The organism is Enterococcus sp. FDAARGOS_553 (genome assembly GCF_003812305.1).
GTDB lineage: Bacteria > Bacillota > Bacilli > Lactobacillales > Enterococcaceae > Enterococcus_D > Enterococcus_D gallinarum.
This window is the reverse complement of record NZ_CP033740.1, coordinates 2,228,911-2,255,068: the sequence shown is the minus strand read 5'-3', so window position 1 is coordinate 2,255,068 and position 26,158 is coordinate 2,228,911. Positions and strand designations below refer to the sequence as shown.

20 protein-coding genes are annotated in these 26,158 nt (G+C 40.8%); 1 reads left to right on the top strand and 19 read right to left on the bottom strand.

The window, feature by feature from the left end:
• Positions 1-21 precede the first annotated feature (21 nt).
• From efp to parE, 17 genes are all read right to left on the bottom strand, one after another.
• Entirely contained in the window at positions 22-582 is a 561-nt protein-coding gene (efp, locus tag EGX73_RS11280) for an elongation factor P (protein WP_003127013.1), read from the bottom strand.
• Positions 583-655: 73 nt separating this feature from the next.
• Positions 656-1,615: a cation diffusion facilitator family transporter gene (locus EGX73_RS11275; protein ID WP_003127012.1), complete on the bottom strand. Its 960-nt coding sequence runs from the start codon at positions 1,613-1,615 to the stop codon at positions 656-658.
• Between the two features lie 78 nt (positions 1,616-1,693).
• Positions 1,694-2,263 carry a DUF2179 domain-containing protein gene (locus EGX73_RS11270; protein ID WP_029486948.1) on the bottom strand — a complete coding sequence of 190 codons (570 nt, stop codon included), beginning with the start codon at positions 2,261-2,263 and terminating at the stop codon, positions 1,694-1,696.
• A gap of 402 nt (positions 2,264-2,665) precedes the next feature.
• Entirely contained in the window at positions 2,666-3,427 is a 762-nt protein-coding gene (locus EGX73_RS11265) for a hypothetical protein (RefSeq protein WP_029486949.1), read from the bottom strand.
• 102 nt (positions 3,428-3,529) lie between these two features.
• On the bottom strand, positions 3,530-5,956 hold the full coding sequence (locus EGX73_RS11260; RefSeq protein ID WP_021151107.1) for a glycogen/starch/alpha-glucan phosphorylase: 2,427 nt from the start codon (positions 5,954-5,956) through the stop codon (positions 3,530-3,532).
• Positions 5,957-6,086: 130 nt separating this feature from the next.
• Entirely contained in the window at positions 6,087-7,517 is a 1,431-nt protein-coding gene (glgA, locus tag EGX73_RS11255; RefSeq protein ID WP_005472317.1) for a glycogen synthase GlgA, read from the bottom strand.
• Positions 7,514-8,665: a glucose-1-phosphate adenylyltransferase subunit GlgD gene (gene glgD / locus EGX73_RS11250; RefSeq protein WP_005472316.1), complete on the bottom strand. Its 1,152-nt coding sequence runs from the start codon at positions 8,663-8,665 to the stop codon at positions 7,514-7,516. The genes glgA and glgD overlap by 4 nt, the downstream gene beginning before the upstream one ends.
• Entirely contained in the window at positions 8,655-9,797 is a 1,143-nt protein-coding gene (locus EGX73_RS11245) for a glucose-1-phosphate adenylyltransferase (RefSeq protein WP_123866951.1), read from the bottom strand. The genes glgD and EGX73_RS11245 overlap by 11 nt, the downstream gene beginning before the upstream one ends.
• A gap of 146 nt (positions 9,798-9,943) precedes the next feature.
• On the bottom strand, positions 9,944-11,821 hold the full coding sequence (gene glgB / locus EGX73_RS11240) for a 1,4-alpha-glucan branching protein GlgB (RefSeq protein WP_029486951.1): 1,878 nt from the start codon (positions 11,819-11,821) through the stop codon (positions 9,944-9,946).
• 304 nt (positions 11,822-12,125) lie between these two features.
• Positions 12,126-12,536, bottom strand: coding sequence for a hypothetical protein (locus EGX73_RS11235; RefSeq protein WP_005472313.1), 411 nt, complete (start codon positions 12,534-12,536; stop codon positions 12,126-12,128).
• A 69-nt stretch (positions 12,537-12,605) separates the two neighbouring features.
• Positions 12,606-13,049 (bottom strand): hypothetical protein, encoded by a 444-nt coding sequence (locus EGX73_RS11230; protein WP_005472306.1) that lies wholly within the window; start codon positions 13,047-13,049, stop codon positions 12,606-12,608.
• A 187-nt stretch (positions 13,050-13,236) separates the two neighbouring features.
• On the bottom strand, positions 13,237-14,043 hold the full coding sequence (locus tag EGX73_RS11225; RefSeq protein WP_005472304.1) for a DUF1803 domain-containing protein: 807 nt from the start codon (positions 14,041-14,043) through the stop codon (positions 13,237-13,239).
• A gap of 180 nt (positions 14,044-14,223) precedes the next feature.
• On the bottom strand, positions 14,224-15,150 hold the full coding sequence (locus EGX73_RS11220) for a manganese-dependent inorganic pyrophosphatase (RefSeq protein WP_003126997.1): 927 nt from the start codon (positions 15,148-15,150) through the stop codon (positions 14,224-14,226).
• A gap of 86 nt (positions 15,151-15,236) precedes the next feature.
• The gene (pflA, locus tag EGX73_RS11215) at positions 15,237-15,992 is read right to left on the bottom strand and encodes a pyruvate formate-lyase-activating protein (RefSeq protein ID WP_003126995.1); all 756 of its coding nucleotides are present in this window, start codon (positions 15,990-15,992) and stop codon (positions 15,237-15,239) included.
• Positions 15,993-16,509: 517 nt separating this feature from the next.
• On the bottom strand, positions 16,510-18,738 hold the full coding sequence (gene pflB, locus EGX73_RS11210; protein WP_003126991.1) for a formate C-acetyltransferase: 2,229 nt from the start codon (positions 18,736-18,738) through the stop codon (positions 16,510-16,512).
• 269 nt (positions 18,739-19,007) lie between these two features.
• Entirely contained in the window at positions 19,008-21,470 is a 2,463-nt protein-coding gene (gene parC / locus EGX73_RS11205; protein ID WP_003126989.1) for a DNA topoisomerase IV subunit A, read from the bottom strand.
• A gap of 11 nt (positions 21,471-21,481) precedes the next feature.
• The gene (gene parE / locus EGX73_RS11200; protein ID WP_003126988.1) at positions 21,482-23,506 is read right to left on the bottom strand and encodes a DNA topoisomerase IV subunit B; all 2,025 of its coding nucleotides are present in this window, start codon (positions 23,504-23,506) and stop codon (positions 21,482-21,484) included.
• Between the two features lie 278 nt (positions 23,507-23,784).
• On the opposite strand from parE, the gene plsY reads away from it, so the two are divergent.
• On the top strand, positions 23,785-24,414 hold the full coding sequence (gene plsY, locus EGX73_RS11195; protein WP_021151116.1) for a glycerol-3-phosphate 1-O-acyltransferase PlsY: 630 nt from the start codon (positions 23,785-23,787) through the stop codon (positions 24,412-24,414).
• A gap of 64 nt (positions 24,415-24,478) precedes the next feature.
• Here plsY and EGX73_RS11190 read toward each other — a convergent pair whose 3' ends face one another.
• Both EGX73_RS11190 and codY read right to left on the bottom strand, forming a co-directional pair.
• Positions 24,479-25,354 carry an aldose 1-epimerase family protein gene (locus EGX73_RS11190; protein WP_003126986.1) on the bottom strand — a complete coding sequence of 292 codons (876 nt, stop codon included), beginning with the start codon at positions 25,352-25,354 and terminating at the stop codon, positions 24,479-24,481.
• A gap of 11 nt (positions 25,355-25,365) precedes the next feature.
• A complete protein-coding gene (gene codY, locus EGX73_RS11185) occupies positions 25,366-26,157 on the bottom strand; it encodes a GTP-sensing pleiotropic transcriptional regulator CodY (RefSeq protein ID WP_003126985.1) in 792 nt (263 codons plus the stop codon).
• Position 26,158 lies beyond the last annotated feature (1 nt).

Genomic DNA, 26,158 nt, shown 5'->3' with positions numbered 1-26,158 from the left:
CTTGGCTCTTCTAGAAAATGATTATTTCGCGCGTTTGATGTACGTACCTTCAGAAGTATTGATTTCTAGAGATTCGCCTTCTTCGATAAAGTCAGGTACGTTGACGACCAAACCTGTTTCCATCGTTGCTGGTTTACCTGAGCCAGTCACAGTCGCACCTTTGATCGACGGTTGTGTTTCAACAACTTTCAAGATGACTGATGATGGTAATTGAACCCCAATCACTTCACTGCCGAAGAATTGGATCTTCACTTCCATGTTTTCCAGAATGTATTTCATTTCTTCTTCTACAACTTCAACCGGAATTTCATATTGTTCATAGGTTTCCAAGTCCATGAAGAACGCTGTATCGTCCATTGTATACAAATATTGAACAGCTTTCGTATCAATATGAGCTTTTTCAAATTTTTCTTCTGGACGGAATGTTGTATCATAGGTTGAACCTGAACGAACATCGCGCAATTTCATACGCATGACTGTATTCCCTTTACCAGGTTTGTGATGGCTGGCTTCTAATACCTTGATTAGTTTGCCGTCTTGCACGAATGTCATTCCTGCTCTTAAATCACTTGCATTGATCATAATGGTTTATTCTCCTTCGTCTTAGATAATCCTTGTCTATTGTATCAAAAAAACTGGCTTTGTTCTACAAAAATCAGTCTTGTGATCGGACAAGTTTTCGCCGTTTTTCCATATAATGAGGATCATACTCATCCGTTTCAATATAAATATACATTTTTTTATCCGGCATGAAGCTGCGGATCTTTGCTTCGATCTCGTTAATGATTTGATAACCGATCTCCTCTTGTTTTGCTGTGATATCAATTTTGGCAGCGACTAAGATTTCCGCAGGACCTAAATGGACGGTTTTGATATCCAATAATCGATCGACATCTGGACGATCAAAGGCTTCTTTGATCAGTACAAGATCTCTTTTCGTCACGCTTTCGCCAATCAATAAACTGTAAAATTCTCGTGCCAAAAAGATAGCAGCAATCATCAACAAAATACCGATCAGCAAGCCACTGAAAGCATCAAAAAACGCATTGCCAGTGACCATTGTCAAGATCGTTCCACCCATTGCCAACATCAAGCCAATCACTGCACAAAAGTCTTCGGTAAAGATAATCAAGATCTCACTATGGCGACTTTCTTTCAAAAACCGATAAATAGGCTGCTTTTCTACGTTCAAGGTCCGAATTTCTTTGATCGCGATCCACAAAGAACTACCTTCTACAACTAAACCGAAAAGCAAAATACCAATCACTAGCCAAGTATTACCAACTTCATGAGCAGGATGCAGCAGCTTTTCAAAAGCTTCCATTACACCTAGAGCGCCCCCACCAAAAAACAGCATCATCGCTACGATCGTACTAAAGAAGTATTTCGCGCGTCCTTCGCCAAATTGGTGAAGTTCACTTTGCCCTTTCGTTGCTCGTTTATCACCGATCAACAGAAAGATTTGATTGCTGCAATCGACCACGCTGTGAATACTTTCATTCAACATCGCCGCACTGCCGCTCAATGCGTAGCCGACAAACTTGCTGATGGCAACTAAAATATTCGAGATGAGTGCTGCTATCACCGCCATCATGCCGTTTGCTTGTTTTTCCATTCAAATTCGCTTCCTTCCAAACCAAATTCTTGCCTATTATATCTCAAAAAAGGACCGTCGCACAGGAGAGAAAAAGAGCTATTCCTTTTTTTGTTCTTTTTTGACCCGAGCTTCTCTCCGACTGATTTTCTTCGTCCAAAAGCCGCCAGAAATATATTTGGGCTCATAGCTAATGATAAAGGCCCGTTCTTCGATTTGTTTGATTTTTTGAAACAGTTTCTTCTCGCTTTTGCGTTGTGAGAGAATTTCAAGGATCAATCGCGGACCTTCTAATCCTTCTCCGTAACTTTGAGTAACACCATATCCTTCTTGGCGTAAAATTTTTGGCAAATTCTTTTCTTCATCTGTATTCGTCGGTAAAATCACCGTGACCATCGTATAGCCTAAAGCTAGCTGATCTTCGATTTTGATTCCAACACTAACTCCTGCGGCGTAACCTAATGCATAAAACAGTAGGTTCAATGGATTGTCTAAGCGATCCAATACCATCGACAATCCTAATATATAAATCGTGATCTCGACCATACTGACCAGCGGTGCAATCAGCCGATACCCTTTCATCGTCATTAAAAAACGAATTGTATTCAATGTGACATAAGCCATATTGATAAAGAAGATCATCGCTAACATTTGCAAATCAATTTCCATCCCGTATCCCTCCTCTTTTAAGAATAGCAAATGCTTCTCAAAAGTGAAAATAATTGAGAAGTTGCCATCTGTTAGTCACCGTTTTCTTTCAACAAATAAAAACAAGGAGGACAGCTGCCGCTTCTTTAACGGAAATTGTCGCTTCAGCTTTCTTGATATTTTTTGAAAAGACTAGCGGTATTCTGAAGCACAAAACAACTATCCAAATCACAGATGATAGCGACTGGTTTTGTCAGCTTACTTCATCCAGCAAGCTAGCGCCACAGCTTCATCTACAATTCAGATAGTTGCTTTCTTTGTTGTTTAAATCATTATCCTTGTTTTATTAACGAATAACTCCCAACTGCTTGTTGAGCGAGAGATTCTCACGAGTGCCTTTGCTTATTTCAGTTGTCCTACTCATCAAGAGCGAAAGTAGCCATTTTTATTGCTTTCTGACTGCCCCTCTTCGATCATTCCTTCTAAGGAACGATCCAGAACAGCTCGCTTATCGCCGTTTTTTTTGTTCATGCCGCGAAATTCCCGCCGTGTCATGCCTACAGATTGCGGTCGATTGAACTTTCTGACCGTGGGATCATCGCCTTCTTTTACTTGGTAGGCTGCTGGCTCAGTATCAAAGAGCAAATAGGATTCGCGGGGTTTCTCCATTGAATCCATCAGTTCTTGTGAAGTGATCTCTTCTTTTTCTTGCTCAGGGATGATCGATGCAGGAATGTATTTGGGAACAAAATAAGATCGCCCAGAATACTCTTTCTTGGTCGGTGTTGGCGTTTCAGCCCGTTCTGCTTTACTCGTCACTTTATAAGAAGCACGTCGTTGATCATTGCCAAAAAGATTTGTTTTGCCGGTAGGTGTACTTTCCTGCAAAGGTCGTTTTCCATAGCTTGGTAAATTTGCCCGATGTTGCGCTAATTCTTCTTTTTGCCGCACACTATGACCGTAATTGGGGTGACTGGAAGGAACTTTCCGACGCAATGAGTGAGCAGAATCCTTTTCTTTGCTGCTCGTGCTAGGTTGATCCTTGATTTCTGTCAAAATCCAATCATCAGACTGACTGAAAACTTCCTTGTGTTCGGACTGCAGCTTTACCCCTTCTTGATCATCATATGCTGGAAAACGGAAATGTTTGCGTTTCACATCTAAATAATTTGCCAATTCACTCATCCTCTGGTTGCGATTTTATCTAATCATATCATATTTCAGTGAATAATTCACGAAAGCTGTGGTGTCTTTTGGGAATATTCAATGAGCAAGTACAATAGATTATTACGTCAGACTAGCTGAATTTGGCTCTTTGACATGTGCATACAATGGTTCGATCTGCCAAATGTCATCAGCATAATTTTGAACCGTATAATCTGCGGAAAATTTGCCGGCATTCGCAATATTCATCAAGCTGATCGCTTGCCAGCGCTGTTGGTCTTTATAAGCTAAATCCACGCGATATTGGGCATCACAATAAGATTTGAAGTCTTTCAACAAGAAGTATTCATCATTATATTTTAATAGTGAATCAAACACTTCCCGACCTTCTCTTTCTATATTTGGGATCGTTCCATCAATAAATGCATTCACGACCCGTTGCAGCACAGGATCTTCTTCGTAAAACGCATACGCAGAATAGTTTTGTTGGGCATAATAAGCATAGACCTCTTCTTCTGTTAATCCAAAAATGGCAATGTTCTCATCTCCGATTGCATCTCGAATCTCAATGTTCGCGCCATCCAATGTCGCGATCGTGACTGCCCCATTCAACATCAGCTTCATGTTGCTCGTACCGGAAGCTTCTTTTGATGCTAAGGAAATTTGCTCACTGACATCCGCTGCGGGAATGATCCGCTCAGCCAATGTGACGTTGTAGTTTTCCAAAAAGACGACTTTCAGCTTATCATTGATTGTCGGATCATGATTGATCAGGTTAGCTACTTCATTGATCACTTTAATAATGGCTTTCGCATAATGATAACTAGGTGCGGCCTTCGCTCCAAAAATAAATACCCGTGGATGAATCGGTGCTTGAGGGTCATCTTTCAAGTCAAAGTATAGTTTCAAAATATGCATCACATTTAGCAACTGTCGTTTATACGCATGGAGCCGCTTGATTTGGACATCAAATATCGCGGTTGGATCAACTTCGATCCCGGTTGTCTGCTGGATATATTCAGCTAACGCTTGTTTGTTGGTCAGTTTTGCATCTGCTAGACGTTGCAAAACTGTTGGATCTTCTTGGTAATTTTTCAATAATTGCAAGTCTTGCGGGTTATGGCGCCAACTTTTGCCGATAGTCGTATCAAGCACCTTTGATAAAGGTTGGTTGGCTAACTGCATCCAGCGACGTTGTGCGATCCCATTGGTTTTATTATTGAAACGTTCTGGGAATATCAAATAAAAATCATGTAGGACAACGGATTTCAACAGATCAGAATGGAGCTTTGCGACACCATTGACACTATGGCTGCCAATAATCGCTAAATGCGCCATATGGACTTGGCCATTAATAATAATACGCGTCCGATTAAGAAGGGCAGCTTCGTGAACCTCTGCATACTCTTCAAGATAACGACGATCGATTTCTTCAATGATTTGGTAATTCCGAGGAATAACTTCTTTGAATAGATCAATCGGCCATTTTTCTAAAGCTTCAGCCATAATCGTATGGTTGGTATAGCTCATGACTTTCACTGTGATTGCCCATGCTTGTTCCCATGGCAAATCATGATCATCTAACAATAACCGCATCAACTCGGATACACATAATGCAGGGTGGGTATCATTGATATGGATAGCAATTTTTTCACTCATCATCGTTAGCGGATGATTCAATTTTAAATAGTAGCGAACAATACTTTGAATGCCTGCTGAGACAAAGAAATATTCTTGCATAAGTCGAGTCTTCTTGCCTCGTTCATTAGAATCATCTGGATACAAGACAGCGGTCAGATCTTCTAGAGAACGACGAGATTCAATGGTTGCATAGTTGGCTTCTTCCGCTGCAGGAACCTCAACGCTCCACAAACGTAATGTATTGATCATATCATTTTGATAGCCAACCATTCCGGTATCATAAGGAACCGCACGCCAGACATACCCACCATGCCGTTCAGGACGCAGCCTCCCATTCTCGTCTTCAATCAAGTACACTTCGCCGCCATATTGGATATCCACGGCTTTACTCTCCTTTCGAACCTCCCAGACATTTCCGGCACGTAACCAGTCGTCAGGCAGCTCTACTTGATGCCCATCTACAAACTTTTGTTTAAAAAGGCCATAATTATAACGGATGCCGTTCCCATTTCCTGGCAACCCTAATGAAGCCAAAGAATCCATGAAACAAGAAGCTAATCGTCCTAGTCCACCATTTCCTAATGCCATATCTTTTTCAACTTCAGCAACTTCATCTAATGAAAAGGATAACTCTTCGAAGAGCTCTTCCGCAGTATCCAGCAACCCTAAATTCAGTAGATTACTTTTCAACAGTTTTCCAGGTAAAAATTCGATCGAGAAATAATACGCCTGTTTCTGCTGTTCAACGAGCAGATTTTTTCGTGTCTGGCTCCAATCATTCGCGTAGCAGCTCTTGACCACGTTAGCTAAAGCTAAAAACAATTCTTGCGGTGAAGCTTCTGCGATCTCGATCGAAAAAATATCTTTCAACCGGCTTTCTAATAATTCTTGCAAGGTAGCTTTCTCCATTACAATTCACTCCTTTATGACTATCAATTTGTATGAAAAAGGACAGAAGCACCAATCGCCCTTGTCGCTAGGTCGTTCTGTCAAACCCGCTCTACTTTCAGACTAATGAATACTTCTGTCTTATACTTGATTATACTTTGATCGCTTGGTAGAGATCAATATATTGATTGGAACTAATGTCCCAGCTAAAATCTTTATTCATGGCTTGTGCTTGCAAAGATTTCCACGTTTGCTGGTCGTCTTGATAAAGCAGGATTCCTTGTTTCACTGCATTCATCAAATAAAATGACGTGAACTCTTGGAAACCAAATCCGGTGCCTTGATGAGTGATTGGATTGTATGAATCTACCGTATCTTTTAGTCCGCCAATCTCATGCACGACTGGCAATGTTCCGTAACGCATGGCGATCATTTGTGAAAGCCCGCAAGGTTCAAAAGCAGAAGGCATCAAGAACAGATCCGCTCCGGCATACATTTTTTGCGCCAGTCCAATATCAAAAGAAATCACCGCGGCACATTTTTCCGGATATTTTGCAGCAAAGTAACGGAATCCTTCTTCAAATTCCGGTTCTCCCGTTCCTAAAAGCGCAAATTGAACATCAAATTGCAATAAGTTTTCCATTTCTGGCATTACAAGATGAAAGCCTTTTTGTGTAGTCAAGCGGCTGACCACTGTGATAAGAGGCACATCACGCGCTGGTAGCCCCAGCATCTTTTGCAATTCTTGCTTGTTTGCAGCTTTACCGGACATTTCATCGGAAGTAAAATGATAGGGCAGCAATGGATCTGTTGCAGGATCGTTGGTTTCATAATCGATCCCGTTCAATATTCCTTGCAGTTTCCCAGATTCCATTCTTAGAATGACTTCAAGTCCGCAACCAAATTCCGGTGTTTTGATTTCCTCACTATAAGAAGGACTAACTGTTGTGATACGATCTGCGTATAAAATACCTGCTTTCATGAAATTCAAACAGTCATTTAATCGTAATGTCCCGTCATCGTAACGCTCTGTCCCCATGCCAAACAAGTCCGGTAAAATATCTTTGCTATACCATCCTTGAAAGCCAATATTATGAATCGTCAAAACGGTGCGGATATTCTGATAAGCATTGATCCAATGATATTTTTCTTTCAGAAGAAAAGGAATCATTGCTGTATGGTAATCATTCACATGAATCACGTCAGGAATAAAATCGATTCTCTCCATCATTTCGATAGTTGCTAGTTGAAAGAAGGCAAAACGTTCGCCATCATCATAATAATCGTATAAATTATCACGACCAAAATAGTACAGATTATCGATAAAATAGTAGGTAACACGATTGAGAACTAGTTTCTTCAACCCACAATATTGCTTACGCCAACCCACATTGACTTCAAATGAAAAACAATCTTCCAGCTGTTCTTGATAGTCGGCTGACATTTTAGTAAAGAATGGCAGAACCACGACTGTTTCTACCCCTTTTTTGACAAGTTCTTTGGGCAATGCACCCACGACATCCCCTAGTCCACCTGTCTTGAAAAATGGCGCGCATTCTGCTGCGGCAAATAGTACCTTCATGCCGTTGCTCCTCCAATTAGATCTTCAGTGACATGGGTATTTTTTTTGACGACGATCGGTGCGTCACTGGTTCCTCTAACTTTGACACCTTCTGCGATCACAACATTTTTATCGAGAATAGCATAGGAAACTTCAGCACCTTCCTTGATTTCATTATTCCCAAAAATGATCGTGTCTTTGACATGGGCATTCGGATGAATCGTTGTTCTGCGGGCAACAAGTGACCGTTCGACAGATCCTTCTACGATACAACCAGAAGCAAAGTGACTATTTTTGACATCCGAAGTCTCAGCGTAATAGGTTGGCACTTCATTCTTCAGCTTGGTGTAGATCTTTTGATTTGAGTAAAGCAATGAGGTAAATTTGTGGACATCTAACATATCCATGTTGGTTTGGTAATAGGATTGAATATCATAAATATTGCTTAAATAACCAGTATATTCATACAAGCTAGTATTTTCGATAGAGATTCGTTCCCGCAAGAAACGACCTAGGTCTGGAGTAGCACCTACAGCTTGTCCTTCTTTTAAAGCTTGGATCAGGCGGTCTGTTTTGATGATGAAGATATCAGTGCAAAGATTGACCATACTTTCTGTCTCGCATTTCTTCGCTTGGACAGCTTCATTCAAATGGCCTTCTTCGTCAACTGAAAAGATTAAGTCGTTGTCACTTACGTTATCGCTGCTGATTCGTTTATAAACGACCGTCATTTCTTTATTCTGTAACTGGTGGATTTTCAGCAACGCCCGCAAATCGATGTTGCACAAAATATTGCTGCCCATATAAACCGTATGCTCTGATTTAGATTTTTCCAAATAATCGATCACGTTATAGTAATACTCTTGACCAGCAGCTTGCTGTTTTAATGAGTCTTGGAACAAATGAATGAAGAAACGGTTTTGAACACCATCTAGATTCCATTCTTTCCCGCCACCGATATGGTCAAATACGGATTGTGTTTCTCCTTCATTAAAAATCATATACACTTGTTTGATATTTGCATTTTCAATACTTGACAAGTTGAAATCAAGCAAACGATATTTACAATCAAACAATAGCGTCGACAACGGACGACTTTCCGTTAAGGGCATCAGTTCTTTGTAGCGGTGCAGATTGCCTAAAATGGCACACATTTTATTAGTTCTCATCAATCGTCACTCCTATCACTTCAGAATAACCAACAACAGCAATTTCATCTGTTCCGTCTATGACTGCATCATCACCGATCACTGCATTTTCTCCAATGATCGCGCGTTTTAGTGTTACATTTTTCCCAATGACTGCTCCAGGCATGACCACACTATCTGTGATCTTAGTTCCTTCTTTGACTTGAACATTTTCTGATAAAATACTATGATCAATATCTCCAGCAACATAGCAACCATCCATGATCAACGAATTTTTTGCAGAACCTGTTTCTGTAATGAAATGAGGAGGAGCAATCGGATTTTTTGAGAAGACTTGCCAATTTTTATCACGGATTCCCAGTTCCATCTGTGGATCGATAAATTCCATATTAGCTTCCCAAAGAGAATCAATGGTACCCACGTCTTTCCAATAGCCTGAAAAACGATAAGCAAATACATTGTCGCCACTTTCCAAGTAAGATGGAATCACGTGTTTCCCAAAGTCGACCATTTCGCCGTCTTTTGTATAATTGCTTAACAGTACGCTGCGTAAGCGAGCCCAGTCAAAGATATAGATTCCCATTGAAGCTAAGTTACTTTTTGGCTCTGCTGGTTTTTCATCAAATTCAATGATCCGGTCATTTTTATCTGTGTTCATGATACCAAAGCGGGAAGCGTCTTTCATTGGCACTTCTAGCACTGCAACAGTAAGAGACGCATCGTTTTCTTTGTGTTTTTCCAGCATTTCTTCGTAATCCATCTTGTAGATATGGTCACCGGATAATACTAATACATATTGAGGGTCCATTTCATCAATGTAGGCAATGTTTTGATAGATCGCATGAGCTGTTCCTTCAAACCATTTTCCACCTTCAGAATTTGAGTAGGGTTGTAAAATCGTCACTCCGGTATTGATACCATCTAACCCCCAACTTGATCCGTTTCCAATGTGACTGTTCAATGCCAAAGGTTGATACTGTGTCACCACACCAACATTCTTAATCCCTGAATTGACACAATTACTTAATGTAAAATCGATAATACGATACCGACCACCAAAAGGTACTGCAGGTTTCGCAATATTTTTGGTCAACTTCCCTAAACGTGTGCCTTGTCCTCCTGCGAGGATCATCGCTAACATCTCTGTTTTCATTTTCTTGAGCCGCTAAAAAGCCAATCTCTTTCACGATGCCGGTGTTATTTTCGATATGAATGCTTTTCTTTCAAAAAGCCTTCTTTTCGATATCACCTTTCACGTTGTCACTTCGATTGGACTTTCGAGCCAGCTCCTCCCCCCTTTCATTTTTTCCTGCGTTTGATTTGAATCTTTTCTGGTTTTATAATCAATGCCCCAAGTGCTGGCAAAATTGTTTTGATTTGATAAGGATATTCTTTGAATGGAATCGCTTCTGTTTGTTGGTCTTGATTATTCTGGGTCCAAGTCCCGCCAAAACTATCGCGTTCGGTATTCAATACTTCACGGTAGGTCCCTTCATACGGAACGCCAATGGCGAAATCGTGGCGTTCAACAGGTGTCAAATTCAATACAACGATCACGAAATCTTTTTTGGTTTTACCTTGTCGCAAATAGGTCAATGTTGTTTCCGCTAAGTTATCAGCATCAATGACTACCAGCGATTCTTCTTTATCTTCGATTTCCCACAATGAGCGCTCCTGTTTATACAGTTCATTTAGTGTCTTTGTAAATTGCTGCATACGCTGATTTAGTTCATCTGATAAATCGACCCATTCAAGCCCGTGATCATATTTCCATTCCAAAAATTGTCCCCACTCACTGCCCATAAACAGCAGTTTCTTCCCTGGATGGGTCATCATGTAGGTATACAAATTTCTTAATTGTGAAAATTGCTTGTAACGATCTCCCCACATTTTGTGCATTAAGCTACGTTTGCCATGGACGACTTCATCATGGGAAAGGGGTAATATATAGTTTTCATTCATGCGGTACATGAATGAGAACGACAACAAACTCAAATGATCCTTACGGAAGATTGGATCCATTTGGTAAAAACGCAGGACATCGTTCATCCAGCCCAGATTCCATTTGTAATCAAATCCAAGAGCCCCTTCTTCAATCAGGCCTGTAACTTTCGTTTCTGAGGTACTTTCCTCAGCGATCATCATCACTTCTGGATGCGCCAGTTTCACGACTGCATTTAGTTTCTGCAAGAAGTAATAACCTTCATAATTTCGATTGCCCCCCTCATGATTTGGTTGCCAAACACCCTGGTCGTAGTCTCGATAGATCATGTTCGAAACCGCATCCACGCGAATCCCATCGATGTGATAAAATTCGATCCAAAAAAGGGCACTGGATAGCAAGAAACTTTGTACTTGTGGTTTGCCTAAATCAAAATTGATTGCTCCCCAACGAACATTTTTTGCACGATCGGCATCTTGATATTCAAATGTCGGCGTTCCATCATAGTAAGCCAAACAATCATCATTGACACAAAAATGGCCCGGCACCCAGTCAACTAGGACACCGATATTTTCCAAGTGACAGGCTTCAACAAAATCTTGAAATTCTTCTGGTGTGCCGTAATAAGCGCTGAGCGCAAAATAGCCAATCAATTGATAACCCCACGATGTGCCTAATGGATGTTCCATCAATGGCATAAATTCAATATGGGTGTAGCCCATTTGTTTGAGGTAAGGAATGAGTTCATCTTTTAATTCAGAAAAACGATAAGGGGTTCCATCTGCGTGGTGTTTCCAAGAACTTGCATGGACTTCATAAATATTAAGTGGTCGTTTAAATTGATTTTGACGCTTTTTGCGGCCTTGCCACAAACCATCACGCCATTTTTTTGCCGGCACGGTGTACAAGACAGCAGCCGTTCCAGGACGTTCTTCGAAATAAATTGCATATGGATCAATTTTCATGATTTCACGGCCGTCGGCTTGCTTGACCTTGAATTTATAATGCTGTCCTTCTTGAGGCTGATTGGTGGTAATTTCCCAAATCCCCGATTCGGAGCGTTTCGTCATCGGCAAAGAGTCATCCCATTGATTGAAGTCACCTACTAGCCAGACATTTTGCGCATTTGGCGCCCAGACACGAAAAACATAGCCTGCTTTCATACGATGTGCACCTAAAAGATGCTGTGAATAAAAATTTTCACCGGTCGTAAACTGCTTCTCTGCTGTAATCATTTGCTCATTTTCCACTCGTATGTCAAACCTCCTCTTAAATCAACCCTATTTTTTCAGCCAATCAACCTTCCATCTAAAAACAGAATATTAGGAAGATCACTGGGAAAATAGTTCAGGGCAGATGGCTTTAATTTAGCATTGCTGCTCCTATATGTAGAATAGCATAAATTAAAGATCTCGTAACGTAAAAGCCTTGGCGATTGCCGGAATAGAACAATTCCTATTCCTGATTCGTTGTATTTCGATCCTCTGCTTATAATCAAAAGATTTAAGGCAGAAAAAAAACAGCTTGAACACGATTGGTTCAACCTGTTTCAGTGCTGCTTCTTTTTTTGGAAACAAAAGCGACATAAGAAGCGACACTTACTTGAAACAAACCGACGATCAAAAATAAAGCAAACAAAAATGGATGGAATTGAACTTTCATCTGGAAAGCCGTTATGACCGCAGCGATCCCAATTCCGGCTGAAAGATAAGGCCAAGAACGAAAAGACCAGAAGCTGGCAACTGTTGTATATAAACTACAGATGCCCAATAAAAAAAGCCTTGTGACCACATCAAAGACTGTGTCTGAAAAATGTATATTCTCTGAAAAAATTTGATTTGCATTAAATGTGTTAGGAACTTTTAAAATAAATAAAAGTGCCGACACCATACTAAGAATAAAAATAAACACATGGCTACTTGCAAAGACGATTCTTTGATTTGATTTCACCTGAGACTCACAACCTTTGATTAATCCATTCAGAGACAGGCATGACCTTTCTCTCGATCCTAAAAAGGATCATGCCCGCCAAAGTTCTTTCACTTGTCCATCTGTATATACTTTATACACTTTTTTATATTGCTTATTCATTGATCGACAGGCAATCAAAAAGTATTTTCCATCCCCGTCAAACTCAAGATCTCCTAATGCTTTCAAAGATACTGATTCTGTCTGTCCTAATTTATTCGTCAAAAAACGAACAGCTTGGGCCGGAGTCAATAAATAGTTTTTCATTAACAACCAGTCGATCACGATTGGTACGATTGTATTTGCATGACATTCATTTTTTTGTTTAAGTGCAAAAATTAATTCTCCATCAGAAAAGCGGCTTTCTTGAATACCGGCTTCGCAAAGTTCTTTTCGTGCATGCTCAATTTCCGCCATCGAAACAAAAGTGATCATCTCTGCTTTGCTTCTTGTTTCTTCAATCACTTCTGTATGAAATGCTTTGATTCCTTCCAATTTTTACGCCCTCTTTCAAAATTCTAAAGTTATCATACCACCTCAAATGAGAACAATCAATTAATACGCTCGTTATTTTCTAATCATTTTCAAATAATAAAAAATGCAAAAAAAGAAAGAAAACGTTATCCCAAAGAGGGTTTTAACGAATTCTTTCTTTTTTATCTTTTCTATTTCTAAACATTTATTAAAATTTTATCATTTCCGTAATGAGAATTGTTTGTGGATTAGATGTTTTTCCAAGATAATCTGCTAATAATGTACGCCGATCAAATTCGGACAATCCTTTCATCAATGACCCATTCTGCTCAGTGAGAAATGCAGCCTCAACAATAGGAAGATCAAAACGCTGTTCTGACTGAAGAATATTTCCTTCTATGAGTGATGTGAGAAAAATACTTGGCCGGATTTTTCGCTGTTTTGCCACCCGTTCAAAGATGACACTGATTTGATCTAAGTAATAGGCCTCATCAACATCCCCTAGCAAATGCAACAGCTCCTGATAAATTGGCAATGACAGTTGTTGTCGATTTGCTGCAAAAAAAGCGGGAATCGTTGCTGGCCATTTTTCTTTGGAAAAAGAAATAAGCTGAAAAGACTCATGGATTAGCCGATAAATGAATGCTTGTACCACACCTTCTTCACAAGCATAGAAAAAGCGCTGATCACTCATGATGTCCGCTTGTAAAATGAACGCCAACTCTTCTAAAATTATCGTATTAGGTTGTTGCCAACGCTCACGACTCTTCTGCTGATCTTTTGTGGAATAGATAGGAAATGCCACTTGATAGCGACGATCCTTTCGGGTAATGATCCCAGCATCGATCAACTGATCAAGTATTTTTTCAAAATTTTTCTCTGGAAAATTTTGTTTTAATTCTCTTAAGATTGGTGGTTTTTGTTGTTTTTTCAAGAAAAGAATCAGTTTTGAGAACAACTCTGAATCAATAATTTTCTGAATCCCTTGATAATGACTACTATAAAAAAATTCCATGTCTTTCGCTCTCTTTCCATTCCCACTAGGAGGGCCGTCTCTCATTCAAAAATAGCCGGACAATCTTAAGCTCCCCTGCTAGCCAAAAACCTTTCATTATTACAGTGAAAGGACTGCAGTTGCTGATTGTCCGACCAATTCAAATGTTCATCTTTTTTGCCCGTATTATCCTGTCAGCTATTAGTTATTAAAGCTTTCAGTTAATTGCGGCACAACTTGTTTTTTACGAGAAACAACCCCCGGTAAGAATGCGCGATTTGCTGTCAAGACAACGTTAAACGCCGCTTCAACCGGTGCAGTTGGCTCTCCAATCACTAGCAATTCAGAATTGCTGTTCAAAATATCAGTAACGACTAGTAGGTACAAGTCATAACCTTTTGCCTGATTTTCGGCCTTCATTGCTGTTTCTAGCTCTTCTTGGCGGCTAAACACTTCATTCAAATCCACTGTATTTACTTGACCGATACGAATGCTTTTTCCACCCATCGGAAAACTTTTTGCATCTAGATCCAACAATTCAGCAGCTGTTTTAGTTGTTAAATTTGTTCCAGCTTTCAGCATATCCAGGCCATACGCCTCTAGATCCACATTAGCAATTGCTGCTAACTCTTTTGCAGCGGCGATATCTTCCTCAGTACATGTAGGTGACTTGAACAACAATGTATCTGAAACGATCGCTGACAACATGATTCCGGCAATAGCTGCTGGAATCTCTACATTTGCCTCACGGTATAATTTCAACACGATCGTACTCGTACAGCCAACCGGTTCTGCACGGTAGTAGAGAGGGTTTGCAGTTTCAAAATTGGCGATACGATGATGGTCAACTACAGCTAAAATGGCAGCTTCTGCTATCCCTTCTGCACTTTGCTGAAACTCATTATGATCCACAAGCATCACTTCTGAACCAGCCTCAATCTGCTCAATCACACGCGGGGCTTCAAGTTCAAAATGAGACAAAGCAAATTGCGTTTCTTCGTTTGGTGTTCCAAGAGCAACTGCTTCGGTATCTTTTCCTAATTCCTTTTGCAAGTGCGCAAAAGCAATTGCTGCTCCAATAGCATCTGTATCAGGATTTTGGTGTCCAAATACTAATATTTTCGACATAATGATCGCTCCTAATTCATTCATTTTCCACTTTCTAATGATAGCAAAAAATAGGAAAGAATCAATAGTTATCTTCTCTACGCTTGTTAACGGGTAAGATAACCTTTATAGTCATCGACATGAAGCAACTCTTTTGCATTTTTCACGCGATCTTGTGTTGGCGGCTCAATTCCTTCCAGTGGATACTTCAGCCCTAATTCATCCCATTTATATTTACCCATTGTGTGATAAGGTAAAATCTCTACTTTATCTACATTATTCAACGTCTTGATAAACGCATCTAAACGGATCAAAAACTCATCATAATCACTTCTGAATGGCACCAGCACGTGACGGATCCAGACTGGCTTATTGATTTCTGAAAGGTATTTTGCCATTTCTAAGATGTTGTCGTTGGATTGTGTGGTCAGCTTCTTATGAGCATCATTATCAATATGCTTGATATCAAATAATAGTAAATCAGTGACAGTCATCAACTCTTGAAATTTGCTAAAAAAAGGTTCTTCCCGAGTAAAAGGTTTTCCGCACGTATCTAAGGTGGTGTTCACCCCTGCAGCTTTGGCTTTTCGGAAAAGATCGATCAAGAAGTCCAACTGAAGCAATGGTTCTCCGCCACTAACAGTCAGCCCACCTTTTTCTCCCCAAAATTCTCGATATTTGAGTGCTTCTTCCAGTACGTCATCTGTCGTCCGTTCGATACCGGCACCGATTTTCCAAGTATCTGGATTATGACAAAACTCACAACGCATCCGGCATCCTTGCATAAAGACAATAAAGCGAATACCTGGTCCGTCCACTGATCCGAAACTTTCTGTTGAATGAATATGTCCTGTTACTGACATGTTGCTCTTCCTTTCTTGAAGAAACTAAAAATAAAGTTGCATCGTTTTATTCCATTGATTCCTCGCCAATACTCGCAGTGAGGCAATAGTTTGATGAACAAACTACGCTTGTCATCATCTGCTCTGCTTCACAGTCGCAGTGATTCCCTTCGGACTTTGGTTACTACGGTCTCTTCGTTCCCCTAGTATTATTCATCATCTGCTCTGCTTCACAGTCGCAGTGATTCCCTTCGGACTTTGGTTACTACGGTCTCTTCGTTCCCCTAGTATTATTCATCATCTGCTCTGCTTCGCAGTCGCAGTGATTCCCTTCGGACTTTGATTACTACGGTCTCTTCGTTCCCCTAGTATTATTCATCATCTGCTCTGCTTCGCAGTCGCAGTGATTCCCTTCGGACTTTGGTTACTACGGTCTCTTCGTTCCCCTAGTATTATTCATCATCTGCTCTGCTTCGCAGTCGCAGTGATTCATAACAATAGCGGCGGAATGTTCCATCCGCCGCCTTTTTTTGTGCTATTACATTGCTTCGTGCATGGTACGAGCGATAACGTCATCTTGTTGTTCTTTTGTCAACTTGATGAAGTTAACTGCATAACCTGATACACGAATTGTTAATTGTGGGTATTTTTCTGGATGCGCTTGTGCATCAAGCAATGTGTCGCGGTTGAATACGTTGATATTCAAGTGGTGACCACCTTTTGCTGCATAACCATCCAACATAGTTGCTAGGTTTTCTTGCTGTGTTTCGTCGTCACGTCCTAATGCTTTAGGTACGATTGAGAATGTATTTGAAATACCATCTAATGAATAGTCATATGGCAATTTCGCAACAGATGAAAGACTAGCCAACGCACCGTGTGTATCGCGGCCGTGCATTGGGTTCGCACCTGGGGCAAATGGCGCACCAGCGCGGCGTCCGTCAGGAGTGTTCCCTGTTTTCTTACCATAAACGACGTTTGAAGTGATCGTTAAGATCGATGTTGTATGTTTTGAGTTACGGTAAGTTTTTGTGCGTTTTACTTTCTTCATGAAAGTTTTCAATAGGTTAACAGCAATATCGTCTACGCGATCATCGTTGTTTCCATATTTAGGATAGTCGCCTTCGATTTCGTAATCTTCAACGATGCCGTTTTCGTCACGAATTGTGCGGACTTTCGCATATTTGATAGCAGATAATGAGTCAACTGCTACAGAGAATCCTGCGATACCAGTAGCCATCGTACGCAAGATATCTGTATCTTGTAAGGCCATTTCAATTCGTTCATAAGAATATTTATCATGCATGTAGTGGATAATGTTCAATGTATTGACATACAAATCACAAATCCAGTCCATCATTGTGTCATATTTTTCCATTACTTCATTGTAATCAAGATATTCTGAAGTGATTGGTTGGAATTTAGGTCCCACTTGCGCTTTTGATTTTTCGTCGACCCCGCCATTGATTGCATACAACAACGTTTTCGCCAAGTTCGCACGAGCACCGAAGAATTGCATTTGTTTACCAATGCGCATAGCAGATACACAACATGCGATTCCATAGTCATCGCCCCAATGTCCACGCATTACATCATCGTTTTCATATTGGATTGCTGATGTTTGGATAGACATTTTCGCACAGAATGTTTTGAAGTTGTGTGGCAAGCGTGTTGACCACAAAACAGTCAAGTTTGGTTCTGGAGCTGGTCCCAAGTTTGCTAGTGTGTGCAAGAAACGGAAGCTGTTTTTAGTTACCATGTGGCGTCCGTCTTCACCCATCCCGGCGATTGATTCTGTAACCCATGTTGGGTCACCAGAGAATAATGCATTGTATTCAGGTGTACGAGCAAATTTCACTAGACGAAGTTTCATTACGAAATGGTCAACGATTTCTTGTGCTTCTTCTTCTGTGATCACGCCATTTTTAAGGTCGCGTTCTACATAGATATCCAAGAAAGTTGACGTACGTCCTAGAGACATTGCTGCTCCGTTTTGTTCTTTGATGGCTGCTAGATAGCCTAAATATAACCATTGGAATGCTTCTCTTGCAGTTTGTGCAGGTTGAGAAATATCAAACCCGTAGATTGTACCAAGTTCTTTCAATTCGCTTAATGCGCGAATTTGTTCACTTAATTCTTCACGTTGGCGAATGATATCGTCTGACATCGTGCCATTGCCGCAATACAACAAGTCTTGTTGTTTTTCTTTGATCAAGTAATCCACACCATACAATGCTACGCGACGGTAGTCACCGATGATACGACCACGACCATAAGCATCAGGAAGTCCAGTGATAACACCAGAACGGCGTGCAGCTCTGATTTCAGGAGTGTACGCATCAAATACACCTTGGTTGTGTGTTTTACGGTAGTCACGGAAGATGTGAGAAACTTCAGAATCAATTTCATACCCATAAGATTCTGCTGATTGTTCTGACATTCGGATACCGCCGAACGGTTGCAAGCTGCGTTTGAAAGGTTTGTCTGTTTGGAACCCGACAACTGTTTCTAACTCTTTGTTCAAATAGCCCGGGCCGTGAGAAGTAATCGTTGAAACGATTTTAGTATCCATGTCTAAAACGCCGCCAGCGTCACGTTCTTGCTTGTTCAAGTCCATAACTTGATCCCAAAGCTTTGTAGTTGCTTCAGTTGGGCCAGCTAAAAATTCGTCTGTTCCGTCATAAGGTGTGTAGTTTTCTTGGATGAAGTCGCGTACGTTAACTTCTTCTTTCCAAGTTTTTCCTTTAAATCCATTCCATTGTTCCATTTGATGGACCTCCTTAAATTTTCTGTTCACTAAGTGTAACAGCTTTACGTGAATAGTATAACACAAAGCGTTTGCATTGCAAGCATTTACAAAAATTATTTTTAACAAAATTAGCTATTAAAACATAAAACGCAACGAAACAGCTTTTAAATCAACGTTTTTTAAATGTGAATTTTTTATTAAAGTCCATTTTTTGAAAATGTGAAAAATTAATTATATAGAAAAAAACACGCGTCTGTATTGGTACAGATGCGTGTTTTACATTTAACTTATAGTACAGAATCTTCTTGAATCGCAGGATCAATCACTCGAGCAACTTCATGGATCAAGCCGCCGGATTTTTCATCGGTAACAAAGGACCCATTCGATGTCCGGTCATTGATTGGGATTTGATTCGTCTCGATCTCGATCATTTGCCCCTTTTGAGTAGTCAAAATCAGGGATTGGTTTTCACCGCTTCCCATATAAACAATCCGATGAGGATTTTTCTTTAACTCTCTGAGAACCATCAGTCCTCGTTTCGCTCGTCCTAACTGACTGATTTCTTGAGCCAGCATTCGTTTGACCGCCCCTCGCTGAGTGACCATGATTACAGGCGTATCTCCTTCCGAGTAAACCAATAATCCATTGACGATCTGATCATCTTCTTTAAGATTCATCGCTTTGACTCCAGCAGCTTTTGGTCCTACAACAGGCACTTCGGCTAATGGATAGCGTAGGCCAAAAGCACGATAACTAACTAGAAAGACATCCAACGGCTCATTTTGATCCGCTAAATACACGTTGACAAGTTCATCGGCCTCATCTTTTAGTTTCATCATAGTCAATGGCCGACTCTTGTACGTACGCCAAGGTTCAAATTCTGTCATTCTTGTTTGTTTAATCATACCGTTTTTGCTAATCAGCACGAAATTCTTTTGCGGATCAAGTTCTTGATAGGTGAATACAGCTAAAATGGTTTCTTCGGTCGCTAGATTCATTACCGTTTGCGAAATATGTTCCCCTAGATCTTTCCATTTGAGATCCGGCAACTCATGAATGGGGCGATAAATGACGTTCCCTTTATTGGTCACCAGCAACAAATGATCCAATGTGCTTGCTTGCCCGCTATAAAGCAGTGCATCGCCTTCTTTCATGCCTAACTCTTCTGGCTTAGAAGCGCCATAAGACCGCAAGCTGCTGCGTTTGACATAGCCATCTGTCGTAACAGTTACCACAACATCTTCTTGGGCGACAAGTACTTGGGTCTCGATTTTGATTTCTTGGATCTCTGCTTCAATCTCGGTCATCCGATCAGAGTGGTATTTCTTCTTGATTTCTCTTAGCTCTTTTTTGATGACTTTTAATAATTCCGTTTCTTCATTCAAAATTTTCGTCAATTCGCGAATCGTTTCAGCTAATTCTTGGGCTTCTGCCTGTAATTGCGTGATATCTGTATTAGTCAAGCGATACAATTGCAATGTTACAATGGCTTCTGCCTGTTCTTCTGTAAACCCATGCTGAACGACCAGATTATTTTTTGCATCTTTTTTGTCTTTACTGCTGCGGATTGTCGCGATCACTTCATCGAGGATCGAAAGAGCCTTCATCAACCCATCAACGATGTGCTGACGTTTCTGCGCTTTCTTCAGCTCATAGCGGCTCCGCTTAGCAATGACTTCCCGACGGTGTTTCACATAACTTTCTAAGATATGTTTCAACCCGACTTGCTGCGGCCGCATTTCATCGATGGCTACCATGTTGAAATTGTAGTTGATTTGCAGTTCCGTATTTTTAAATAGATAGTTCAAAATTCCTTGAGCATTGGCATCTTTTTTCAGCTCAACCACAATTTGCAAACCGGTACGGTCCGTTTCGTCCCGGACCTCGGCAATCCCATCGATTTTTTTGTTTAAACGAATCTCATCCATTTTTTTGACCAGATTCGCTTTATTGACTTCGTAAGGAATCTCATTGATGACAATTTGCTGTTTGCCGCCTTTGATATCTTCGATTCTAGTCTTTGAACGTAAGATCACTTTCCCACGACCTGTTTCATATGCCTTCTTGATTTCTTCTTTTCCTTGTAAGATGCCGCCAGTTGGGAAATCTGGACCTGGAATGAATTCCATCAATTTATCCAATGAGGCGTTCGGGTGATCAATCAAATAAATCGTTCCGTCAATGACTTCACTTAAATTGTGTGTGGGAATTTCAGTTGCATAACCGGCAGAGATCCCTGTCGACCCGTTGACCAGCAGATTGGGATATTTTGCTGGCAAAACAGTTGGTTCCTTTTCGGTATCGTCAAAATTCCAAACTAACTCAACGGTATCTTTTTCAATATCCTTCAATAATTCTCCGCTTAATTCAGACAAACGGGCTTCTGTATAACGCATAGCTGCTGGCGGATCACCATCCATACTCCCGTTATTCCCGTGCATTTCGATCAGGATTTGTCTTAATTTCCAGTCTTGACTCATACGGACCATGGCTTCATAAATACTGGAATCTCCATGGGGATGAAAATTCCCCATGATATTCCCTACAGATTTTGCGGACTTACGAAATCCTTTGTCATAAGTATTTCCATCTTGATTCATGGCAAACAAAATTCGTCGCTGAACGGGCTTTAGGCCATCTCGAATATCCGGTAATGCCCGTTCTTGGATAATATATTTAGAGTATCTGCCGAAACGGTCCCCCATCACTTCTTCTAATGTTAATTCTTGTATATTGTTTTTATGTTCCAAGAGATCCCCTCCTAATCCTCAGACAAGCTGATTGCTGAAATTTGCTCAGCTTCTTGTAATTTTTCTTCGACCAATCCAGGGATCGTCTCTTCTTTTTTCTCTAAAATACTGCCGTCTTCTTCCAAGCTGAATTGGACATGGCTTTCGATCCACTTCCGCCGCGGTTCTACTTTATCACCCATCAATGTAGTAACCCGTCGTTCCGCTTGTGCCGCATCATCGATTCGAACACGGATCAATGTTCTTGTTTCTGGGTCCATCGTTGTCTCCCAAAGTTGATCTGCATTCATCTCACCTAACCCTTTGTACCGTTGCAGCATATAGCCTTTACCAATTTTTTTGGTCACCGCGTTTAATTCGTCATCTGTCCAGGCATATTCAACTACGGCTTTTTTGCCTAGGCCTTTTGAAACTTTGTACAAAGGCGGCAATGCAATATAAACTTTGCCAGCTTCGATCAATGGTTTCATATAGCGATAAAAGAAGGTCAGCAACAAGACTTGGATATGAGCACCATCTGTATCTGCATCGGTCATGATGATCACTTTGTCATAATTGCAGTCTTCGATCGAAAATTCTGGACCAACACCTGCGCCGATCGTGTAGATCATAGTATTGATTTCTTCATTTTTCAAAATGTCTTGCATTTTGGCTTTCTCGGTATTGATGACTTTTCCACGTAACGGAAGAATTGCTTGAAACTTACGGTCTCGGCCTTGTTTGGCTGATCCACCAGCCGAGTCTCCTTCGACTAAGTACAACTCATTTTTTTTCGGATTACGAGACTGGGCTGGTGTCAATTTTCCAGATAACAACGATTCGCCCTTTTTGCGTTTTTTCCCACTGCGGCTTTCTTCTCGTGCTTTCCGAGCAGCTTCCCGCGCTTCCCGAGCCTTGATGGCTTTACGGACAAGCATTTGGCTCATCTCGCTATTTTCTTGCAAGTAATAACCCAGTTGTTCACCAATCACATTGTCTACCGCATTTCGTGCGATCGGCGTTCCTAGTTTTTCTTTTGTTTGACCTTCAAATTGAAGCAGATTCTCTGGTACCCGAATCGACAGAACTGCCGCTAAACCTTCCCGAAAATCACTGCCTTCCAGATTTTTGTCCTTTTCTTTCAGCAGGCCGACCTTTCGAGCATATTCATTGAAAGCTTTAGTCATAGAGATCTTCATTCCCACTTCATGGGTACCGCCGTCTTTCGTACGCACGTTATTTACAAATGATAGGACATTTTCGGAATACCCATCATTATATTGGAAAGCAACTTCCACTTCGATTGCTTCTTTTGTGCCAGAAAAATACACAACAGGCGTTAATGTATCTTTTTCTTCGTTTAAATAATCAACAAACTCTTTGATTCCTTCTTCAAATAAAAAGACCTCTTGCTGCAATTCAGCCCGCTCATCTGTTAGGGTGATTTTCACTCCTCTTAATAAGAAAGCTGATTCTCGCAATCGTTCTGCTAACGTGTCATAAGAAAATTTCGTTGTTGTAAAAATCGTGTCATCCGGCTTGAAACGTACGGTTGTTCCAGTTGCTTTCCGCGTCTTTCCGATTTTTTTCAATGTACCGTCAGGTTTGCCACCATCTTTGAATTTCTCTTGGTATTCGATACCATCTCGTACGATAGAAACTTCTAGCCAGCTTGATAGCGCATTTACAACACTGGCACCCACTCCGTGGAGTCCACCTGATGTCTTATAGCCCCCTTGGCCAAATTTGCCGCCAGCATGCAGTACAGTAAAGATGACTTCGACTGTTGGGATTCCTGAAGCATGCATTCCTACCGGCATTCCACGACCATTGTCTCGCACACTGATACTATTGTCTTTGTGGATAGTGACATCAATTTCATTCCCGAATCCTGATAGTGCTTCGTCGACCGCATTATCAACGATTTCGTAGACCAAATGGTGCAAGCCTCGGCCGTCAGTCGATCCGATATACATACCAGGTCGCTTTCTCACTGCCTCCAAGCCTTCTAGGACTTGTATCGAGGCATCATTATACTCTGTGGTTTTCTTTGCCAAAGCCACCGCTCCTTTAACTAAATTAAGTGGGTTTCCGCGGAAACCCAACATGAATGATTCGCAAAAAAAATCTTAACATAAAATCGGCTTTTTTCAAGCGAACATTTTTCTAAACTATCTTATCCTTTTTCCTACCGTTCGACAAGGCAAAGTCACTTTTAGCTTTTGGATGATCCATCTATCATTGCTCGTTTATCCATAGCTTCAGTATTTTCTTATTGTTGCTGCGACGGTTTCATGCTAAAATTGCTCTAGACTTTCAAGGAAAGTGGGTTATCATGAAGACGATTCTGTTACTATTTATTGCTTATTTGCTCGGTTCGATTCCCTCTGGTGTCTGGATCGGTCAGCTATTCTTCAAAAAAGACATTCGCCAATTTGGCAGCGGGAATACAGGAACTACGAATACCTTTCGTGTTCTTGGCAAATCAGCTGGCGTCATTGTTTTATTGATGGATATTCTGAAAGGTACCTTGGCTACTTGTTTGCCGGCGATCTTTTCAGTCACAACAATCAATCCTCTTTGGTTTGGTGTTTGTGCTATTCTAGGTCACACGTTTCCAATTTTTGCCAAGTTCAAAGGCGGGAAAGCGGTGGCGACCAGCGCAGGCATGCTTTTAGGCTACAATCCAATTTTCTTCATTTATTCAGCGCTTATTTTTGTGGTTTGTTTGTTCATAACCAGCATGGTCAGCCTGACAAGTATGATTGCAGCCTGCTTGATCACTTTGTCGACAATCCTATTGCCTTATGTCGCACCAATGATTTTACCAAAACAAAATTGGTTATTGACGTGTATCGCAATTGGTGTCACCTGTTTTATTTTTATCCGTCATCGTGAAAATATCAAGCGGATCAAAGACGGCACAGAGAGCCGTATCTCTTTTGGTCTTAATAAAAAAGAATAGGAGAAGCTGGGAAAAGTCATTCATGACTTTCGTCCCAGCTTCTTTTTTTCTTATTCACATAGGCTTACTTAACTGTGATCGAATATTTCGTTTCAAATTGCTCGTTGGCTGCCAAGCATTGGATTCCTGTTTTTTCATGTAGTTCGCCACTAGTCTCTAAGGTATCTGCAATACCTACCCATGGCTCAATACATAAAAAAGGAGATTCTACTGGATAAGTCGTCCAAAAGCCAACGTAAGGCATATTATTATAGCTCAATGTCACACTGTGAGGAGATTTTTCACTGCGGATCGAAAATGAATTCAACCCTTTCGTTTCATAAATCAAGGCATCGTTCTTAAACATCTCATGAGTCAACCGTAGATCAGTGTTCGTTTGTCCCAATGTCCGCTGCTCCAGATCGATATAATTGCCTACCAACGGCAATTTTACACGAGATTTCTTAGGTGAGAATGTGAGATAAAAATCTTCAAATACATTATCCTCTCCTAACGGTACATTGAATGCAGGATGACCACCGATAGAGAAGAACATGTCTTCCTGACTATCATTTACGACTTGATACTTGACTACAAGACCGTCTCCACCTAATTCGTAACTAACAAACAACTGAAAATCAAAGGGATAGTTGCTCTTTGTCTCCTCACTGCTAGCTAGTAGTAAACGAACATAATCTACTTTGTGCTCCACGACTTCAAACATCATGTCTCGAGCAAAACCATGCCGTGGCAGATGATACGTTTCACCTTTGTAGCGGTATTGATTGTCCTTCAACGCACCCACTATCGGAAATAAGATTGGTGCATGCTTTCCCCAATGTGCAGGATCAGCTTGCCAAATATATTCTAAGTTGGTATTCACATCAATCAAACTTTGCAGTTCGGCTCCTTTTTCGGCAATTGTTGCCTGCAAATGCCCTGCGCTGATCGTAACTGTCATATCGCCATCTCCTAATATTGATGTTTGTTCAATTCCTCTTTGAAACGACTATTCAACACTTTTAAATAAGTTCCTTTCATTCCCAAGGAACGTGACTCAATAATACCTGCTGATTCCAGTTTGCGCAATGCATTTACAATAACAGAACGTGTAATACCGATTCGATCCGCAATACTAGAAGCGGTCAAACGTCCTTCATCCCCTTCTAATGCTTCAAAAATCGCTTGGACAGCTTTCAATTCGCTGTATGACAGTGTATTGATCGCCATTTGTACGGCAGTCGCACTACGAACGTCTTCTTCGATATTGCGGGATTTTTGATAAAGAAACTGCATGCCAACTACAGTTGCACTGTATTCTGCTAAGACTAGATCATCGTCATCGAACGTTTTTTCGATCCGAGACAAAATGATCGTGCCCAACCGTTCGCCTGCACCATAAATGGGCACGATTGTTGTTAAACCATTCGGATATAACTCCCGCATCTCAATAGGAAAAGCAGTCATATCGTTGCTGATGGGAACATTTGCTTCTGTCGAAGATAAATTATCTACTAAACTTGTATAATTTTTAGGAAACTGTTTTTCTACAAACATCTTTTTGATACGTTCATTGTTGACATCATGCGTCTCAACGAATCCCAACACACTACCGTCACTACTGATAATATAAGCATTGCTATCGAGTATGTCACCTAAAATAACCGCCATTTTATCATAAGGCAAATCAGATGCCAGATTGAAGGTATTTTTTTGTTGCAGTAATTCATTGATTTGACGTGTCTTTTCTAAAAGTGTTTTCATT

Bases quoted from the DNA above. Each gene is read 5' to 3' on its own strand.
- efp (WP_003127013.1), bottom strand. From the start codon at position 582: ATGATCAATGCAAGTGATTTAAGAGCAGGAATGACATTCGTGCAAGAC.
- EGX73_RS11275 (WP_003127012.1), bottom strand. From the start codon at position 1,615: ATGGAAAAACAAGCAAACGGCATGATGGCGGTGATAGCAGCACTCATC.
- EGX73_RS11270 (WP_029486948.1), bottom strand. From the start codon at position 2,263: ATGGAAATTGATTTGCAAATGTTAGCGATGATCTTCTTTATCAATATG.
- EGX73_RS11265 (WP_029486949.1), bottom strand. From the start codon at position 3,427: ATGAGTGAATTGGCAAATTATTTAGATGTGAAACGCAAACATTTCCGT.
- EGX73_RS11260 (WP_021151107.1), bottom strand. From the start codon at position 5,956: ATGGAGAAAGCTACCTTGCAAGAATTATTAGAAAGCCGGTTGAAAGAT.
- glgA (WP_005472317.1), bottom strand. From the start codon at position 7,517: ATGAAGGTACTATTTGCCGCAGCAGAATGCGCGCCATTTTTCAAGACA.
- glgD (WP_005472316.1), bottom strand. From the start codon at position 8,665: ATGAGAACTAATAAAATGTGTGCCATTTTAGGCAATCTGCACCGCTAC.
- EGX73_RS11245 (WP_123866951.1), bottom strand. From the start codon at position 9,797: ATGAAAACAGAGATGTTAGCGATGATCCTCGCAGGAGGACAAGGCACA.
- glgB (WP_029486951.1), bottom strand. From the start codon at position 11,821: ATGATTACAGCAGAGAAGCAGTTTACGACCGGTGAAAATTTTTATTCA.
- EGX73_RS11225 (WP_005472304.1), bottom strand. From the start codon at position 14,043: ATGGAATTTTTTTATAGTAGTCATTATCAAGGGATTCAGAAAATTATT.
- EGX73_RS11220 (WP_003126997.1), bottom strand. From the start codon at position 15,150: ATGTCGAAAATATTAGTATTTGGACACCAAAATCCTGATACAGATGCT.
- pflA (WP_003126995.1), bottom strand. From the start codon at position 15,992: ATGTCAGTAACAGGACATATTCATTCAACAGAAAGTTTCGGATCAGTG.
- pflB (WP_003126991.1), bottom strand. From the start codon at position 18,738: ATGGAACAATGGAATGGATTTAAAGGAAAAACTTGGAAAGAAGAAGTT.
- plsY (WP_021151116.1), top strand. From the start codon at position 23,785: ATGAAGACGATTCTGTTACTATTTATTGCTTATTTGCTCGGTTCGATT.
- EGX73_RS11190 (WP_003126986.1), bottom strand. From the start codon at position 25,354: ATGACAGTTACGATCAGCGCAGGGCATTTGCAGGCAACAATTGCCGAA.
- codY (WP_003126985.1), bottom strand. From the start codon at position 26,157: ATGAAAACACTTTTAGAAAAGACACGTCAAATCAATGAATTACTGCAA.